Annotated in this window: 17 protein-coding genes and 1 tRNA gene; 9 read left to right on the top strand and 9 right to left on the bottom strand. The window is 71.2% G+C overall.

All coding sequences use genetic code 11. The features are described 5' to 3' along the window. Positions 1-129: 129 nt before the first annotated feature. Genes LIX60_RS14360 through nth form a run of 3 tightly spaced genes read right to left on the bottom strand, consistent with a single transcriptional unit; the run spans position 130 to position 2,972 of the window. Positions 130-1,329, bottom strand: coding sequence for a MarP family serine protease (locus LIX60_RS14360; RefSeq protein ID WP_227958756.1), 1,200 nt, complete (start codon positions 1,327-1,329; stop codon positions 130-132). Between the two features lie 12 nt (positions 1,330-1,341). Then, positions 1,342-2,109, bottom strand: a complete 768-nt coding sequence (locus LIX60_RS14365) for a CoA pyrophosphatase (protein ID WP_227958757.1) — start codon at positions 2,107-2,109, stop codon at positions 1,342-1,344. Further along, the gene (gene nth, locus LIX60_RS14370; protein ID WP_043464697.1) at positions 2,106-2,972 is read right to left on the bottom strand and encodes an endonuclease III; all 867 of its coding nucleotides are present in this window, start codon (positions 2,970-2,972) and stop codon (positions 2,106-2,108) included. The genes LIX60_RS14365 and nth overlap by 4 nt, the downstream gene beginning before the upstream one ends. A gap of 225 nt (positions 2,973-3,197) precedes the next feature. On the opposite strand from nth, the gene LIX60_RS14375 reads away from it, so the two are divergent. Continuing rightward, positions 3,198-3,872, top strand: coding sequence for a Crp/Fnr family transcriptional regulator (locus LIX60_RS14375; protein ID WP_019707551.1), 675 nt, complete (start codon positions 3,198-3,200; stop codon positions 3,870-3,872). 124 nt (positions 3,873-3,996) lie between these two features. On the opposite strand, the gene LIX60_RS14380 is transcribed toward LIX60_RS14375, so the two are convergent. From LIX60_RS14380 to LIX60_RS14395, 4 genes are all read right to left on the bottom strand, one after another. Next, positions 3,997-4,827, bottom strand: coding sequence for an MBL fold metallo-hydrolase (locus LIX60_RS14380; RefSeq protein ID WP_227958758.1), 831 nt, complete (start codon positions 4,825-4,827; stop codon positions 3,997-3,999). Next, positions 4,824-5,753 (bottom strand): NUDIX hydrolase, encoded by a 930-nt coding sequence (locus LIX60_RS14385; RefSeq protein ID WP_227958759.1) that lies wholly within the window; start codon positions 5,751-5,753, stop codon positions 4,824-4,826. The genes LIX60_RS14380 and LIX60_RS14385 overlap by 4 nt, the downstream gene beginning before the upstream one ends. A gap of 161 nt (positions 5,754-5,914) precedes the next feature. Beyond that, on the bottom strand, positions 5,915-6,379 hold the full coding sequence (locus LIX60_RS14390) for a RidA family protein (RefSeq protein ID WP_227958760.1): 465 nt from the start codon (positions 6,377-6,379) through the stop codon (positions 5,915-5,917). Further along, complete coding sequence (locus LIX60_RS14395; RefSeq protein WP_019707547.1) at positions 6,376-6,534, bottom strand: DUF4177 domain-containing protein; 159 nt, start codon at positions 6,532-6,534, stop codon at positions 6,376-6,378. Before LIX60_RS14395 ends, LIX60_RS14390 begins: the two co-directional genes overlap by 4 nt. Positions 6,535-6,606: 72 nt before the next feature. On the opposite strand from LIX60_RS14395, the gene LIX60_RS14400 reads away from it, so the two are divergent. Beyond that, positions 6,607-7,596 (top strand): ArsA-related P-loop ATPase, encoded by a 990-nt coding sequence (locus tag LIX60_RS14400; RefSeq protein ID WP_227958761.1) that lies wholly within the window; start codon positions 6,607-6,609, stop codon positions 7,594-7,596. Continuing rightward, positions 7,593-9,032: an ArsA family ATPase gene (locus LIX60_RS14405; protein ID WP_227958762.1), complete on the top strand. Its 1,440-nt coding sequence runs from the start codon at positions 7,593-7,595 to the stop codon at positions 9,030-9,032. The genes LIX60_RS14400 and LIX60_RS14405 overlap by 4 nt, the downstream gene beginning before the upstream one ends. Here LIX60_RS14405 and LIX60_RS14410 read toward each other — a convergent pair. Next, a complete protein-coding gene (locus LIX60_RS14410; protein ID WP_039820431.1) occupies positions 9,014-9,349 on the bottom strand; it encodes a WhiB family transcriptional regulator in 336 nt (111 codons plus the stop codon). The two genes, LIX60_RS14405 and LIX60_RS14410, sit on opposite strands and share 19 nt — an antisense overlap. A 377-nt stretch (positions 9,350-9,726) precedes the next feature. On the opposite strand from LIX60_RS14410, the gene LIX60_RS14415 reads away from it, so the two are divergent. Continuing rightward, positions 9,727-11,964, top strand: a complete 2,238-nt coding sequence (locus LIX60_RS14415; RefSeq protein ID WP_227958763.1) for a transglycosylase domain-containing protein — start codon at positions 9,727-9,729, stop codon at positions 11,962-11,964. 101 nt (positions 11,965-12,065) lie between these two features. Here LIX60_RS14415 and LIX60_RS14420 read toward each other — a convergent pair whose 3' ends face one another. Further along, positions 12,066-12,533: a GatB/YqeY domain-containing protein gene (locus LIX60_RS14420; RefSeq protein WP_227958764.1), complete on the bottom strand. Its 468-nt coding sequence runs from the start codon at positions 12,531-12,533 to the stop codon at positions 12,066-12,068. A 176-nt stretch (positions 12,534-12,709) separates the two neighbouring features. On the opposite strand from LIX60_RS14420, the gene LIX60_RS14425 reads away from it, so the two are divergent. The 5 genes from LIX60_RS14425 (at position 12,710) to LIX60_RS14445 (ending at position 16,886) form a co-directional block, all read left to right on the top strand. Beyond that, the gene (locus LIX60_RS14425; protein ID WP_227958765.1) at positions 12,710-13,642 is read left to right on the top strand and encodes a metallophosphoesterase; all 933 of its coding nucleotides are present in this window, start codon (positions 12,710-12,712) and stop codon (positions 13,640-13,642) included. A gap of 163 nt (positions 13,643-13,805) precedes the next feature. Further along, positions 13,806-13,879, top strand: a tRNA-Pro gene (locus LIX60_RS14430). A gap of 228 nt (positions 13,880-14,107) precedes the next feature. Next, complete coding sequence (locus LIX60_RS14435; protein ID WP_227958766.1) at positions 14,108-14,788, top strand: DUF488 family protein; 681 nt, start codon at positions 14,108-14,110, stop codon at positions 14,786-14,788. 129 nt (positions 14,789-14,917) lie between these two features. Then, a complete protein-coding gene (locus LIX60_RS14440; RefSeq protein ID WP_227958767.1) occupies positions 14,918-15,709 on the top strand; it encodes a hypothetical protein in 792 nt (263 codons plus the stop codon). A 343-nt stretch (positions 15,710-16,052) separates the two neighbouring features. Beyond that, positions 16,053-16,886 carry a PIG-L family deacetylase gene (locus LIX60_RS14445; RefSeq protein ID WP_227958768.1) on the top strand — a complete coding sequence of 278 codons (834 nt, stop codon included), beginning with the start codon at positions 16,053-16,055 and terminating at the stop codon, positions 16,884-16,886. Positions 16,887-17,036 lie beyond the last annotated feature (150 nt).

Raw genomic sequence — 17,036 nt, forward strand, 5'->3', positions numbered from 1 at the left:
CCGGGCCGACTCGCGCAGACGGTTCCGGTACCGGCGCCACCGCACCACCGTCCCGTACGACATCCGACGCCGCCCCGGCCCCACGGGACCGGGGCGGCCCTCATGCGTACGGCCTGCCCGGCACCGCCGCTACAGGGCGCAGCCCTGGCTGTCCACGGTCTGCTCGGCGGTGCGGCCCCGGCTGATGTCCTCGCGCACCTCGTCGACCGTCAGCGCGTACCCGGTGTCCTCGTCGTCGAGGGACTTGGCGAAGATCACTCCGTAGACCCGGCCGTCGGGGGTCAGCAGCGGGCCGCCGGAGTTGCCCTGGCGGACCAGCGTGAAGAGGGAGTAGACGTCGCGGCTCACGGTGCCCCGGTGGTAGATGTCCGGGCCGTCGGCCTGTATGCGGCTGCGGACGCGCGCCGCGCGGACGTCGAATCCGCCGTTCTCCGGGAAGCCCGCGACGATCGCGCCGTCCCCGCGCTCGGCGTCCTTCTCGGCGAACTCCAGCGCCGGTGCGTCGAGGCCGGGGACGTTGAGCACGGCTATGTCGCGCTCCCAGTCGTAGAGCACGACCGTGGCGTCGTAGAGCCTGCCCTCGCCGCCGATCTGCACGGTCGGCTCGTCGACACCGCCGACGACGTGGGCGTTCGTCATGACACGGTTCCGCGCGAAGACGAAGCCGGTGCCCTCCAGGACCTTGCTGCAGCTGTCCGCGGTGCCGAGCACCTTGACGATGCTGCGCTGCGCGCGGGCGACGACCGGGCTGTTCACCAGCTCGGGGTCGGGCGGCTCCACGGTGGTGATGGGTTCGTTGGAGAACGGGCTGAAGACCTGAGGGAAGCCGTTCTGCGCCAGGACGGAACCGAACTCCGAGAACCAGCTGTTCGCGGCGTCCGGGATCACCTGCTCGACGCCCAGCAGCACCTTGGAGTTGCGGACCTCCTTGCCCACCGGCGGGAGCGCCGTGCCGGCCAGCGCCGAGCCGATCAGCCAGGCGACCAGCAGCATCGCGACGACGTTGACCAGCGCGCCGCCCGTGGCGTCCAGCGCGCGCGCCGGTGACCAGGTGATGTGCCGGCGCAGCTTGTTGCCGAGGTGCGTGGTGAAGGCCTGTCCGACGGAGGCGCAGACGATCACGATGACGACGGCCACCACCACCGCCGCGGTGCCCGGCGGGGAGCGGTCGGTGAGCCGGTCCCAGATCACCGGCAGCAGGTAGACGGCGACGAGACCGCCGCCGAGGAAGCCGACCACGGAGAGGATGCCGACCACGAAGCCTTGGCGGTAGCCCACGACCGCGAACCACACGGCGGCGAGCAGCAACAGGATGTCCAGCACATTCACCGGGACACCGTCTCACGCGCGCCAGTCGAGCGGCACTTGTCTGCCGCGGTCCCACGGCCGCTCCCAGCCCGCGTGGTGCAGGATCCGGTCGATCACGCCGGCCGTGAATCCCCACACCAGCGCCTCTCCGACCAGGAACGCCGGGCCGCGGTAACCACTGGGGTGGACGGTGGTCGCGCGGTTGCCGGGGTCCGTGAGATGCGCCACGGGGACGGTGAAGACCCGCGCCGTCTCCGCCGGGTCGACGGGGGCGACGGGCGTGGGCTCGCGCCACCAGCCGAGCACGGGAGTCACCACGAAGCCGCTCACCGGGATGTAGAGCCGCGGCAGGACGCCGAAGAGCTGCACCCCGGCCGGGTCGAGGCCGGTCTCCTCCTCGGCCTCCCGCAGCGCGGCGCGCAGGGGGCCGTCGCTCTGCGGATCACCGTCCTCCGGGTCGAGCGCCCCGCCGGGGAACGACGGCTGCCCGGCGTGCGAGCGCAGGCTGCTGGAGCGCTCGATGAGCAGCAACTCCGGCTCGCGGCCGTCACCGGCACCCCGGCCGTCACCTCCGGGGACGTGGCCGCGAGCACCGTCCCCGCCGCGGCCCTCGCCCTCTCCGAAGAGGATCAGCACGGCGGACTGCCTGCCGCCGGACTCCGGCGGCAGGAACCGGCTGAGCTGCCGCGGCTGGACGGTACGGGCCGCCTGCGCCACCGGATCCAGCCAGCCGGGCAGCCCGTCGGCGGTGACGGTGATGTCGCCCGCGCGGGCCGGCCGGGGACTCGCGGAGCCCGTCACTCCGCCCCCAGCGGCGGTGCCGGCCGGCCCGGGTAGTCCGCGGGCGGGTTCAGACGCTGGCCCGGCTGCCCGCCCATCTCGTACTTGAGCAGCTTCTTCGCCTTCTCCGGGTCCGTCTCGCCCTCGCCGTACGCCGGGCAGAGCGGGGCGATGGGGCAGGCACCGCAGGCCGGCTTGCGGGCGTGGCAGATGCGGCGGCCGTGGAAGACGATCCGGTGCGAGAGCATCGTCCACTCGCTCTTCGGGAAGAGGGCGGCGATCTCGGCCTCGACCTTCTCCGGGTCCTCCTGCTCGGTCCACTTCCAGCGGCGAACCAGCCGCCCGAAGTGGGTGTCGACCGTTATCCCCGGCACCCCGAAGGCGTTGCCCAGCACCACATTGGCCGTCTTCCGGCCGACGCCGGGCAGCTTGACCAGGTCCTCCAGCCGGCCCGGCACCTCGCCGCCGAAGCGGTCCCGGAGCGCGGCGGAGAGGCCCAGCAGCGACTTGGCCTTGGCGCGGAAGAAGCCCGTGGGCCGGATGATCTGCTCCAGCTCCTCGGGGTGGGCGGCCGCCATCTCCTCCGGGGTGGGGTACGCGGCGAAGAGACCGGGAGTGGTCTGGTTGACCCGGAGGTCGGTGGTCTGGGCGGAGAGGACCGTGGCCACCAGCAGCTCGAAGGGATTGCGGAAATCGAGCTCGGGGTGGGCGTACGGGTAGACCTCCGCGAGTTCGCGGTTGATCCGCCGCGCCCGGCGGACCAGGGCCAGCCGCGACTCGGGCTTCGCCGCCCCGGCGGACTTGGCCGCCCGGCCACCCTTCGCGGCTTTCCGTGCTGCCGCGGGCTCGCGTTCGCCCACAGCGGAATCAGGCGCCTCAGTCACCCGTCCGGCCCCCTTATCCTGTGCTCTCAAAGGCGTATTGGATACCCGGCCAGCCTAAGGCCAGGCACCGTCATCCGCCCCGGCCACAAAGAATCACCCCCCAATCGGCCCCCTGCCGTATGGCTTGCGGCAGCGATGCGCCACACTTGTGTTTGATCACACAGTTTTGCCGTCCGGCATCATGGGGACCAAGGTCCTCTGGGCATGTCGACAAGGAGAGATCTCGTGGACGACGTTCTGCGGCGCGCCCCGCTTTTCGCGGCGCTCGATGACGAGCAGGCCGCTGAGCTGCGCGCCTCGATGGCCGAGGCCACCCTCGCGCGAGGTGAGGCCCTGTTCCACGAGGGCGACCCGGGCGACCGCCTGTACGTGGTGACCGAGGGCAAGGTGAAGCTCCACCGCACCTCCCCCGACGGCCGCGAGAACATGCTCGCCGTGCTCGGCCCGGGTGAACTCATCGGTGAGCTGTCGCTCTTCGACCCGGGCCCGCGGACGGCCACGGCCACCGCTCTCACCGAGGTCAAGCTCCTCGGCCTCGGCCACGGCGACCTGCAGCCCTGGCTGAACGCCCGGCCCGAGGTCTCGACGGCGCTGCTGCGCGCCATCGCGCGGCGGCTGCGCCGGACCAACGACACCATGTCCGACCTGGTCTTCTCCGATGTCCCGGGCCGTGTCGCCAAGGCCCTGCTGGACCTCTCCCGCCGCTTCGGCGTGCAGTCGGAGGAGGGCATCCACGTGGTGCACGACCTGACGCAGGAAGAGCTGGCCCAGCTGGTCGGCGCCTCCCGCGAGACGGTCAACAAGGCGCTCGCCGACTTCGCCGGCCGCGGCTGGCTGCGGCTGGAGGCGCGCGCCGTGATCCTGCTGGACGTCGAGCGGCTCGCGAAGCGCTCCCGCTGACCTGCGGGCCCCGGCCGGTTCCACGGCCCCGGTCGCGCGGACGGGCCCCTGCCCGGATCTCCGGTCCCCGGACGTCCGGGCAGGGGCCCGTGCGCTGCCGGAGTGCGCCGTGTCCCCCGTGAACTCAGATCAGTCCGTGCTCCCGCAGGTAGTCGAGCTGCGCGCGGACCGACAGCTCGGCGGCCGGCCACAGCGTGCGGTCGACGTCGGCGTACACATGGGCCACGACGTCCGGCGCCGACCGGTGGCCGGCCTCGACCGCCGTCTCCACCTGCGCCAGTCGGCTCGCCCGGTGGGCGAGATAGAACTCCAGGGCGCCCCGGGCATCGTCGAGCACGGGGCCGTGGCCGGGCAGCACGGTGTCCACCCCGTCGTCGACGGTCAGGGAACGCAGCCGCCGCAGCGAGTCCAGGTACTCCCCCAGCCGCCCGTCCGGGTGGGCCACCATCGTCGTGCCCCGGCCGAGCACCGTGTCGCCGGTGAGGACCGCCGCGTCGGCCGGCAGATGGAAGGAGAGGGAGTCGGAGGTGTGCCCGGGGGTCGGGACGACCCGCAGTTCGAGACCGCCGGTGGTGACGACGTCCCCCGCGCCGAGCCCTTCCTCCCCGAGCCGCAGGTCCGGGTCCAGGGCCCGTACCGCCGAGCCGGTCAGCGCGGCGAAACGGGCCGCGCCCTCCGCGTGGTCGGCGTGCCCGTGGGTGAGGAGCGTCAGCGCGATCCGCTTGCCGGCGCGCTCGGCCGTCGCCACGACCTCGGTGAGATGGGTGTCGTCCAGCGGTCCCGGGTCGATGACGACGGCGAGGTCCGAGTCCGGTTCGGAGACGATCCAGGTGTTGGTGCCGTCCAGCGTCATCGGTGAGGGGTTGGGGGCCAGGACGCAGACGGCCCGTTCCGTGGCGGGGCCCGAGGCGACCCGGCCGCGCGGCTGTCCGGGCAGCGCCGCCGCGTCCGTCATGCGCCCGTCCCCTCGGCCGGGGCGGACGGGGCCGGATCGGGGGACGGGGAGGACGGCGGCGCTCCGGGCCCGCCCGGGATGTGGGTGGTGAACTCGTCGTTGCCCGGCCAGCTCAGCACGATGCCGTCGTCGCGCAGCTCCGCCACCGCCAGGACGGGCGTCAGCTCGCGGTCCGCGGCCGCGGCGAGCACCTCGGCGGCCGAGGCGTACGGCTGGAGGCGGCGCAGCGTGGCGATGGTCGGCGGCATCATCGTCAGTTCGCCCCGGTCGTGTCCGGCGGCGGCCTCCGCGGGGCGGATCCAGACCGTGCGGTCCGCCTCGGTGGAGACGTCGCGGGTGCGCTGGCCGCGGGGCAGGACCGCGGCGAAGAACCAGGTGTCGTAGCGCCGGGGCTCGAACTCCGGGGTGATCCAGCGGTCCCAGGGGGCCAGCAGGTCGCTGCGGAGCAGCAGCCCGCGCCGGGAGAGGAAGTCGGCGAAGGAGAGATCGCGGGCGACGAGCGCGGCCCGGTCGGCTTCCCAGTCCTCGCCCGTGGTGTCCTCGACGACGGTGCCGGGGCTCGATCCGGCGAGGAGCACCCCGGCCTCCTCGAAGGTCTCCCGGACGGCCGCGCAGACGATGGCCTGGGCCGCCGGCTCGTCGGTGCCGAGCCACCGCGCCCAGTCCGCGCGGGACGGGCCGGCCCAGCCGACGGGGCGCTCGTCGCGGGCGTCGACGCCGCCGCCCGGGTAGGCGTACACACCGCCGGCGAACGCCATGGACGTGCGCCGGCGGAGCATGTGGACTTCGGGCCCGGCGGTGCCGTCCCGCAGCAGCAGGACGGTCGCGGCCCGGCGCGGTGTCACGGCGGTGAGTTCACCGCTCGCCAGGGCCCGGATGCGTTCGGGCCACTCGGGCGGATACCACTGGCCATTCGTTGCGGACATGGCCGGATGCTATGCGCTCCCGGGCTGATGTTCGAGGGCGGCCGGGCAGGTGAGGGGCCTGCGGCGGCCGGACAGGGCAGCACGGCGGGCCGCACGGCCCGCCGGCCCGGCCGGAAATCTCCGGCCCCCGGCGAGGCCCCGGCCCCGGTCCCGGCCCGGGCTCAGCCCTCGACCTCGACCTGGATCTCGACCTCGACGGGCGCGTCCAGCGGCAGGACCGCCACTCCGACCGCGCTCCGCGCGTGCACGCCCTTGTCGCCCAGCACCTCGCCCAGCAGCTCGCTGGCGCCGTTGACGACGCCCGGCTGGCCGGTGAAGTCCGGGGCGGAGGCCACGAAGCCGACGACCTTGACGACACGGACGATCCTGTCGAGGTCACCGACCACGGACTTGACGGCCGCCAGGGCGTTCAGCGCGCAGGTGCGGGCCAGGTCCTTGGCCTCGTCGGCGGTGACCTCCGCGCCGACCTTCCCGGTCAGCGGCAGCTTGCCCTCGACGAGCGGCACCTGCCCGGAGGTGTAGACGTACGGGCCGGTCCGCACGGCCGGGATGTACGCGGCGACCGGCGCGGCCACGCCGGGCAGCGTCAGCCCGAGTTCCGCGATCCTGTTCTCGACGGCGCTCACGCGGTCTTCTCACGCTTCAGGTAGGCCACGAGCTGCTCCGTGTTGGGGCCCGGTACGACCTGGACGAGTTCCCAGCCGTCCTCGCCCCAGGTGTCGAGGATCTGCTTGGTGGCATGGACGAGCAGCGGCACGGTCGCGTATTCCCACTTGGTCATGGTGGTGACTGTAATGCCTGCGACACCCGGGCTCGTGCGTAGCCCGGGCCCCGACTGGTTAGGCTCCCTTGCATGAGCAGGCTCCACGTCGTCAGCGGCAAAGGCGGTACCGGGAAGACCACGGTCGCCGCGGCCCTCGCGCTCGCCCTGGCCGATGAGGGGCGGCGCACTCTGCTGGTCGAGGTGGAGGGCCGGCAGGGCATCGCGCAGGTCTTCGAGACGGACGCCCTGCCCTACGAGGAGCGCAAGATCGCGGTCGGCCCGGGCGGCGGCGAGGTGTTCGCCCTCGCCGTGGACGCCGAGCGGGCCCTCCTCGACTATCTGCAGATGTTCTACAAGCTCGGCGGCGCCGGCCGGGCGCTGAAGAAGCTCGGCGCGATCGACTTCGCCACCACCATCGCGCCGGGCCTGCGGGACGTCCTGCTGACCGGCAAGGTGTGCGAGGCCGTCCGCCGCAAGCGGAGGAACGGCCGCCCCGTCTACGACCACGTGATCATGGACGCGCCGCCGACCGGCCGCATCACCCGCTTTCTGAACGTCAACGACGAGGTCGCCGGGCTGGCCCGGGTGGGCCCGATACACAACCAGGCGCAGGCCGTGATGCGGGTGCTGAAGTCCCCCGAGACGGCGGTCCACCTGGTGACGCTGCTGGAGGAGATGCCCGTCCAGGAGACGGTGGACGGGGTGGCGGAGCTGCGTGCCGCCGCGCTGCCGGTGGGCGGGATCTTCATCAACATGGTGCGGCCGCCGCTGCTCGGCGAGGAGGAGCTGCGCCGGGCCGCGGACGGTGAGCGCCCGGCGGTCGCCAAGGCGTTCTCCCGGGCCGGCCTCGGCGGGGCCCGCCGCGGCGGGCTGGCCGAGCGGCTGGTCGATCCGCTGCTGGAGCAGGCCCGGGAGCATGTCGTACGGGTCCGGCTGGAGCAGGAGCAGCGCAAGGAGATAGCCGGTCTCGGACTTCCCGCGCCCGAACTGGAGTTCCTGGACGAGGGCGCGGACATCGCCGGTCTCTACCGGCTGGCCAAGGACATACGGAAGCAGGGAGTGCCGGGGGTGGCCGGATGAGCGGCGAGCGTCAGCGACCGGAGTCCACCGGGCACTCGGTCCTCGACGGGCCGGTGCCCCGGCTGGACACGGACGCCCTCCTGGACGATCCGGGGACGCGCATCATCGTGTGCTGCGGCTCGGGCGGGGTGGGCAAGACGACGACGGCGGCCGCCCTGGGCGTACGGGCCGCGGAGCGCGGGCGCAGGGTCGTGGTGCTGACCATCGACCCGGCCCGGCGGCTGGCCCAGTCGATGGGGATCGCCTCGCTCGACAACATCCCGCGCCGGGTGGAGGGCCTGTCCGCCGGGGACGCCGGGGACACCGGAGCAGCCGGCGAGGCCGGCGGGACCGGAGGAACCGGAGCCGGAGCGTCCGGCGAACTCCACGCCATGATGCTCGACATGAAGCGCACCTTCGACGAGATCGTCGAGGCGCACGCCGACCCGGAGCGCGCACGGGCGATCCTGGCGAACCCCTTCTACCAGTCGCTCTCCGCCGGCTTCGCGGGCACGCAGGAGTACATGGCCATGGAGAAGCTGGGCCAGCTCCGGGCGCGCGACGAGTGGGACCTGATCATCGTGGACACCCCGCCGAGCCGGTCCGCGCTGGACTTCCTGGACGCGCCCAAGCGGCTCGGCTCCTTCCTGGACGGCAAGTTCATCCGGGTGCTGATGGCGCCGGCGAAGGTCGGCGGCCGGGCGGGGATGAAGTTCCTCAACGCCGGTATGTCGGTGATGACGGGCACGCTCAGCAAACTGGTGGGCGGGCAGCTGCTGCGGGACGTCCAGACGTTCGTCGCCGCGATGGACACCATGTTCGGCGGCTTCCGCACCCGGGCCGACGCCACGTACCGGCTGCTGCAGGCACCCGGTACGGCGTTCCTCGTGGTGGCGGCGCCGGAGCAGGACGCGCTGCGCGAGGCCGCGTACTTCGTGGAGCGGCTCGCGGCCGAGAAGATGCCGCTGGCCGGGCTGGTGCTGAACCGGGTGCACGGCAGCGGGGCCGACCGGATCAGCGCCGAGCGCGCCCTGGCCGCCGCGGAGCAGCTCGAAGCGGAGAACGAGTCGGAAAATCTTGAGAACGGCCGCATCGCCGACGCCGCCGGCGGGCAGGCTGACCCCACCGGGACGGTTCCCGGCGATGCCCCGCCCGCGGACTCCCCCGCCGCCCCGGACACCGCCGAGGACGGCGCCTCCGGCGAACCGGCGACGGCACGGCCCGCGGCGGACACGGTGGACGGACCCACGGCGGATCAGCTCGCCGCGAGGCTGCTGCGGCTGCACGCCGAGCGCATGCGGACGCTGGCCCGGGAGCAGCGCACCCGGGAGCGCTTCACCGCCGTCCACCCGGATGTGCCGGTGACGGAGGTGGCCGCACTGCCCGGTGACGTACACGACCTGGCGGGGCTGCGTGCCATCGGGGAGCAGTTGGCGGGTCAGCCGGCGGCGGCGTAGTTACCGGCCTCCTCGAGCTCCACGGGCAGCAGGCCCGAGCTCTGCTCGTACTCCGCGCGTGCGGTCTCCAGCAGCCTGCGCCAGGACGTGACCGTCGGCCGCCGGCGCAGCAGTGCCCTCCGCTCCCGCTCCGTCATTCCCCCCCAGACGCCGAATTCGACGCGATTGTCCAGAGCGTCGGCAAGGCACTCCGTGCGCACCGGACAGCCGGTGCAGACGGCCTTGGCCCTGTTCTGAGCCGCTCCTTGAACGAACAGTTCATCCGGATCGGTAGTGCGGCAGGCTGCCTGCGCACTCCAGTCGGTTACCCAGCCCATGCTGGCGCCGTCCTCTCCCGAATCGAGGCTCCCCCACGGCGGCAGCGGCATATTCACCGTTGCCAGTTGAGGACGTTACGGAAGGTGGACAGAGCGCAACACCCCCAGCGGGCCCAATCTTGAATGGCCCGAACGGACTATGCGTACGCGGCAGATCACCCAACGGAGTGAGCCGGGGACATCACGGAAATCCCGGTCGGAGGGGGGTGGTTCAGGCTCGCCCCGACGTGAATCGGGGGGTACATGTCCGCATTGATGACAGATGTCGCACCCGAAGGAGCGGAAAAGAGTACGCGATGACAGCGTCGTTACGCTCGTGATGAGCTTAGGCCAAGGGATGCGTACCTGTCCGGCGAATGAGAACGTAGGCTGCCTCTATGGCTAACAAGCGCCCCGGCGGTGGCCGCTCGACCTCGCGACAGGCCGCCAAGTTCCTCGGTGTCAGTGTGCTCTCCGGAGCCGTGCTGGCCGGCATCGCGCTTCCGGCAGCCGGCGCGCTCGGACTGGTGGCCAAGGGTTCGGTCGAGGGATTCGACGAGATCCCCGCCAACCTCAAGCGTCCGCCACTGAGCCAGAAGACCAGCATCCTCGACTCCGAGGGCGGTCTGATCGCCACCGTCTACTCGCGCGACCGCACGGTGGTCCCGCTCAAGGACATCTCGCCGTACATGCGGAAGGCGATCGTCGCGATCGAGGACGAGCGCTTCTACGAGCACGGCGCGATCGACCTCAAGGGCATCCTCCGCGCCCTCAACAAGAACGCCCGGTCGGGCGAGGTCTCCGAGGGCGCCTCGACACTGACGCAGCAGTACGTCAAGAACGTCTTCGTCGAGGAGGCGGGCAACAACGAGGAGAAGTTCGAGGCCGCCACCCAGCAGACCCTCGGGCGCAAGATCAAGGAACTGAAGTACGCGATCCAGGTTGAGGAAGAGCTCGGCAAGAAGAAGATCCTGGAGAACTACCTCAACATCACCTACTTCAGCCAGCAGGCCTACGGCGTGGAGGCCGCGGCGAAGCGCTACTTCAGCAAGTCCGCGAAGGACCTGGAGCTGCAGGAGGCCGCGCTGCTGGCCGGCATCGTGCAGTCACCCAGCCGCTGGGACCCGGTGGCCAACGGCGACCAGGCGCTCAAGCGGCGCAATCTGGTCCTGGACCGGATGGCCGAGCAGGGCCACGTCAGCAAGGACGAGGCCGCCGAGGCCAAGAAGAAGGACCTGGGCCTCGACGTCAGCAAGCCGAAGAACGGCTGCATCACCGCCGTGAACGGCGCCGGCTTCTTCTGCGACTACGTCCGCAGGGTCTTCCTCGGCAGCGAGGAGTTCGGCAAGACCCGCGAGGAGCGGAACAAGCGCTGGAACGAGGGCGGGCTGACCATCCGCACCACCCTCGACCCCAAGGCGCAGAAGTCCGTTCAGGCGTCGGTCAAGGAGCACGTCTACCAGAGCGACGAGGTGGCCGCCGCGGTGTCGCTGGTCGAGCCGGGCACCGGCAAGATCCTCGGCATGGGCCAGTCCCGGCCGTACGGTCTCGCGAAGGACGAGACCACGATCAACTACTCGGTCAACAAGAGCATGGGCGGCGGCATGGGCTACCAGCCCGGCTCGACGTACAAGCCGATCGTCGCGGCGGCCGCGCTCGAGCGGGGGGTCAACCCGTCGCGGGCGTATCCCTCGCCGTACGAGATGACCTACCCGAGCCCGGTGCCCAAGTGCGAGGGCCAGTGGTCGTCGACGAACCCGCCCAAGGTCTCGAACGAGAACGAGTCCGAGGTCGGCCCGTACGGCATGCGGGAGGCCACCGCGAAGTCGGTGAACACCTACTATGTGCAGCTGATCAGCGACATCGGCATCTGCCCGGTGGTCGAGATGTCGGAGAAGATGGGCATCGAGCCGGCCGGGGGTGACGAGCTCAAGCAGGTGCCGTCCGTCACCCTGGGCGTCCAGGAGATGTCCCCGCTGACCATGGCCGCCGGCTACGCCGCCTTCGCCAGCCGCGGCACGTACTGCACCCCGGTCGCCATCGAGTCGATCAAGGACGCCAACGGCAAGTCCCTGGACGTCCCCAAGAGCAAGTGCACCCGGGCGATGAACGAGCGGACCGCCGACACGATCAACACCCTGCTGAAGGGCGTCGTCCAGGACGGCACGGGCACCCAGGCCGGTCTCACCGGCCGGCCGAGCGCGGGCAAGACCGGGACCACCGACTCCCGGTACGCGGCCTGGTTCGTGGGCTACACCCCGAACCTGTCCGGCGCCGTCTGGGTGGGCGACCCGCAGCACCAGCGCAAGATGATCGACATCACCATCGGCGGCGATTACCACGCCAAGGTCTTCGGTGGCGGCGTCCCCGGCCCGATCTGGCGGGACGCGGTGGCGGGGGCGCTGGAGGGCAAGGAGGCGCCGGGCTTCGTCGAGGTGCCGATCGCCGACCCGCCGAAGAAGGACGACAAGGAGAAGGACGAGGACGACCGGAAGCCGCGCGACCGTTTCCCGGGCGGCGGCAACGGCGGTCTCATCGGTGGCGGAGGCGACGGAGGCACCGAGCCGAACCCGACGTTCTCCATCCCGGAGGGCTTCATCCAGGGCCCGGGGAACGGCTCCGGCGGACGCCGCTGAGCCGGCCCGGCCCGCATCCGATGCGGACGGCCCCGCTCACCCTCCCGCGGGAGAGGGGAGCGGGGCCGTCCGTCCAGGCGCGCGGGGCCGCTGTCCGGCTCTCAGCCGGCGGCGAGCCGCTTCTTGACCTCGGCCGCCACCCGGCCGCCCTCGGCCCGGCCCGCGACCCTCGGGTTGACGATCTTCATGACCGCGCCCATCGCGCGGGGGCCCTCGGCGCCGCCGGCCACCGCTTCCTTCACGGCCTCGTCGACGATGGCGGCCAGCTCCTCGTCGGACAGCTGCTGCGGCAGGTACTCGGCCAGCACCTCGCCCTCGGCCCGCTCCCGCGCGGCCGACTCGGTGCGACCGCCCTGCTCGAAGGCGTCCGCGGACTCGCGGCGCTTCTTCGCCTCGCGGGCGATCACCTTCTGCACCTCGTCGTCGGAGAGCTCGCGGGCGGAGGTGCCCGAGACCTCCTCCTTGGTGATCGCGGTGAGGGTCAGCCGGAGCGTGGAGGAGCGCAGCTCGTCGCGGGACCGGATGGCCGCGGTGAGGTCCTCCTGCAGGCGGTTCTTGAGCGTGGTCATGCCGTGAGTGTGCCAGGAGGGGCGCCGATCCGCCCAGCTCATTAGCCCCGTCCCCCTCGGCGCACCGCGCCCCGGACGCGGCCCTCGGCTCACCGTGCCCGTTCCACCGGGGCGGGCCCGCGGGGCACCGGCCTCCTCGTCGTACCGCACCGCTCCGGCTCTGCGACCATGGAGGGATGCGCGCGCGATACGCAGTACCCCTGGGAATCACGGCAGTCGGCGCGGCGGGAATCGCCTACGCCGCCGGCTTCGAAGTCCGCTCGTTCCGGCTGCGGCGGGTGACGGTGCCCGTCCTGCCGCGCGGGATGCGGCCGTTGCGCGTCCTGCAGGTCTCCGACATCCACATGGTGGGCGGTCAGCGGAAGAAGCAGCGCTGGCTGCGCGAACTGGCCGGGCTGCGGCCCGACTTCGTCGTCAACACCGGCGACAACCTCTCCGACCCGGAGGGCGTGCCGGAGGTGCTGGACGCGCTCGGCCCGCTGATGGAGTTCCCCGGCACCTATGTCTTCGGCTCGAACGACTACTACGCGCCCAAGCTGCGCAACCCCGGCCGCTATCTGCTGGAGAAGGTCCGCGGAGAGCACGGACTGAACGGCAAGAACGATCCGGCGATCGGCGTCCGCCGCAACCCGTGGGAGGGACTGCGGGACGCCTTCGACGCCGCCGGCTGGGTCGGCCTGTCGAACTCGCGCGGGCGGCTGAAGCTGGACGGTATGGAGATCGCCCTCACCGGCCTCGACGACCCGCACATCAAGCGGGACCGCTACGAGGAGGTCGCCGGCGGCCCGGAGCAGGACGCGGACTTCTCCCTCGCCCTGGTCCACGCCCCGTACCTGCGCACCCTCGACGCCTTCGCGGCGGACGGCTACCCGCTGATCCTGGCCGGCCACACCCACGGCGGGCAGCTCTGCGTCCCCTTCTACGGGGCCCTGGTCACCAACTGCGACCTGGACACCGAGCGCGTGAAGGGCCTCTCCACCCACCGGGCGGCCGGCAACACCGCGTACCTCCACGTCTCGGCGGGCTGCGGCACCAACCGCTACACCCCGGTCCGCTTCGCCTGCCCCCCGGAGGCGACGCTGCTGACGCTGGTGGAACGGCGGGACTGAGGGGGGCGCTCGGCCGGGACGAGGGGGCCCACGTGGCCCGGGGGCTAGCGGCCTGAGCAGCCGGAACGGCCGCCCGGGCCCTGGTCTGGGCGACCGCGGCACCACCCCCGGATATCGGATTTCTCCTGTGGCTCCGGGTCCGCTAAAGTAGAGCTCGTTGCTTCGGGGTGTAGCGCAGCTTGGCAGCGCGCTTCGTTCGGGACGAAGAGGTCGTGGGTTCAAATCCCGCCACCCCGACTGAAGAAACACCAGGTCAGGGCCTGATCCAGCGAGTGGATCAGGCCCTGACGGGTTTCTGGAGATCGTTCGGGAGAAGATCCTGCTCGGGTTCTCCCAAGGGGTGACCAGGCCATCTGAAGTGCGGCGCCTGAGGGCACTCGGACCTGCGCGTTCGCGAACCCGGCCCGCGTAGTCGGCCGGGATCACCATGCCCACCCGCCTCAACCGCCCTTAGGATCACGACACATGGAAAGCCATCACTCAGCGCGCCCCCACGACCACGCCCGAGCACTCGCCCAGCGCGTGCGGGCGTTGCGGGATGGCCGAGGGTGGTCACGGGAACGGCTCGCCAAGGAAGCCGGCATCGCCGTAGGGACGCTGGCCCGCCTGGAGAGCAAGGGAGCGATCCAGCCAGGTTTCTTCACAGTCGGAGCGGTCGCCGAGGCACTTGAGGTCTCCCTCGATGAGCTCTTCCGGGAGACCAGGGCCACTCCCGGCCTCTGGTCCGCTGGGTACGAAGGCCGGGACATCGACTCGTTCATCGCCTCTCTTCTCGGCAGCCGTATCGATGTCGTGGCGGACGTACGACTCACGCCGATCAGCCGCAAGAAGGGCTTCAGCAAGACTCGCCTCGGGGAGGCACTTGCCGAGGCCGGCATCGAGTACACGCACCTGCGTGGCCTGGGCAATCCCAAGGACAATCGGGCGCCGTTCTGGGACGGCCGGCTCGACGTCGGCCGGGCTCGGTTCCGTGGGGTGTTGCGGTCGGAGGAGGCGCAGATCGATCTTAAGCGCCTCGCGGAACATGCCCGGCGGTCCCGGGTCGCGGTCCTGTGCTTCGAAAAGGACGAGAGCCGCTGCCACCGGCAGGTCGTCCTGGACACGGTCCGCAAACGGGCCGCGGTGCCTGTCATTCCTCTGGCCTGACTGCGTCCCTCGCTCCTGTACGCGCCCTTACGCGCCCTTGCCGGTGGCGCAGGCCTCTCCTCCAATCGGATCGGGAGATCAGTGGAGGGGGCAACCATGGGATCGCGGAATCGGCGGCGCGCAAGGATCATGATCACCGTCAAGACATACCCGGAGCTGTCCAACAGGTACCGCGAGACCAGCTGTGTGGCCGGCATACGCCTGGACCAGGGCGAGCCACAGCACGTACGGCTCTTCCCAGTGCCCTTTCGGCTCCTGAGCGAGGACGCCCAGTTCTCCAAGTACTCGATCATCGAGGTCGACGTCGAACCTCATCGTCCGGAGCGAGACTCACGCCCGGAGAGTCTCCGGCCCGACCTCGACACCCTGGAGATCGTGGGGGAAGTGCCGCCCGACGGCGGCTGGAAGAAGCGGTACCGGTATGTCGAGCCGCTGATCGCCCCGTCGCTCTGCGCCATCAAGCGGGATCAGGAGAAGCGGGGAACATCTCTGGGGGTCTTCCGGCCCGCCGAGATCACCCGCTTCCGGCTGGAGCCCGCCGCACCCTGGTCCGTGTCCAAGGCCGCGCTGGCCGACCAACTCGACCTGTTCGAGCAGGAGCTGAACCCGCTGGAGTGGGTGCCGCTCGACCTCCGCTACAGCTTCCGCTGTGCCGACGACGGCTGCCCGACCCACGACATGGGGCTTAAGGATTGGGAGGCTGGCCAGTCATACCGCAAGTTCCTGCGCAAGTACGGCGGGCGCGGGGTCCGTGATGCGCTGCGCGAGCGCTGGTACGACCGGATGTGCGCTCCGAACCGGGCCGTCCACTTCTTTGTGGGCAACATCGCGGCCCATCCCAAGACGTTCATGCTGCTGGCCGTCTTCTACCCGGAGCGGACGGTCGTCGAGTACGTGCAGGACAGCCTGTTCGGTGAGTGACGCGTCCCAGCCGGACATTCAGGCGGACTTGCTGTGCTGCTGCGCGCCGTTCCGCCTGTGGCGAACTGGTGGATAGATGAACATGTAGGGTCTCAAGTTTTGCTTCGGAATCTCACGCCTGGTGCCGGATGGTTGCCGGACCCGACCTGGCGCTGAGACGCACGGCCGCGCCGGGAACAGCGGGTGCGGCCGGCGCTGTTGCATCGACCGAGGGACCGGCGCTGCATGGGCGAGGAGCTCGGAGACCACAAGGTCGTCCGCCCCGACAGGATCCGGGCCCCGGGATCGCGGTACGCCCGCCGCGCGCTCGGCCCACGACGTATTTCTGCAGGAGGACTGCTTGATGACTGACCGGCCCTTGACGCTCATGGCGGTGCACGCCCACCCCGACGACGAGGCCACCGGAACCGGAGGAGTCCTCGCGCGGTACGCGGCGGAAGGCATCCGCACGGTTCTCGTGACGTGTACCGACGGCGGTTGCGGTGACGGGCCGGGGGGTGTCAAGCCGGGCGACCCCGCGCACGATCCGGCGGCTGTCGCCTTGATGCGCCGTGAAGAACTCAGGGCGAGCTGTGACGTCCTGAAGGTCAGCGATCTGGAGATGCTGGACTATGCCGACTCCGGGATGACGGGCTGGCCGAGCAACGACGCCCCGGGATCGTTCTGGCGGACCCCCGTGGAGGAAGGCGCGGCCCGGCTCGCGGAACTCATGCGGCACTACCGGCCTGACGTGGTCGTCACCTACGACGAGAACGGCTTCTACGGTCACCCCGACCACATCCAGGCCAACCGCATCACGATGGCGGCGCTGGAGATGACCGAGCTGACACCGAAGGTGTACTGGACCACGGCGCCCCGCTCGATGATGCAGCGGTTCGGCGAGATCATGCGCGAGTTCCATCCGGACATGCCGGAGCCGGATCCTGCCGAGGCCGCCGCGATGGCCCAGATCGGCCTCCCCGACGACGAGATCACCACGTGGGTGGACACCACCGCGTTCAGCGGCCAGAAGTTCGACGCGCTGGCCGCGCACGCCAGTCAGGGCGAGAACATCTTCTTCCTCAGGATGGGCAAGGAGAGGTTCGGCGAGTTGATGGGCATGGAGACCTTCGTACGTGTCCAGGACGCCACCGGCGAGGCCGTACCCGAGAACGATCTCTTCGCCGGACTGCGCTGATCCACTCGTCCGGAGCGGAGCCCTGGAGAGCTCAGTGCCTTCGTGACCAGGTCGGTTTGGCAATGCGTGGTGTCTCATCAGCGGCACCGGGCAGGAATCGGCCGTCCCCTCGGCTGCTGGTGCCTCCGCATGAGACTCCGGCCGTGACGG

The sequence above is a fragment of the Streptomyces sp. S07_1.15 genome (assembly GCF_020739505.1).
GTDB classification, from domain to species: domain Bacteria; phylum Actinomycetota; class Actinomycetes; order Streptomycetales; family Streptomycetaceae; genus Streptomyces; species Streptomyces xinghaiensis.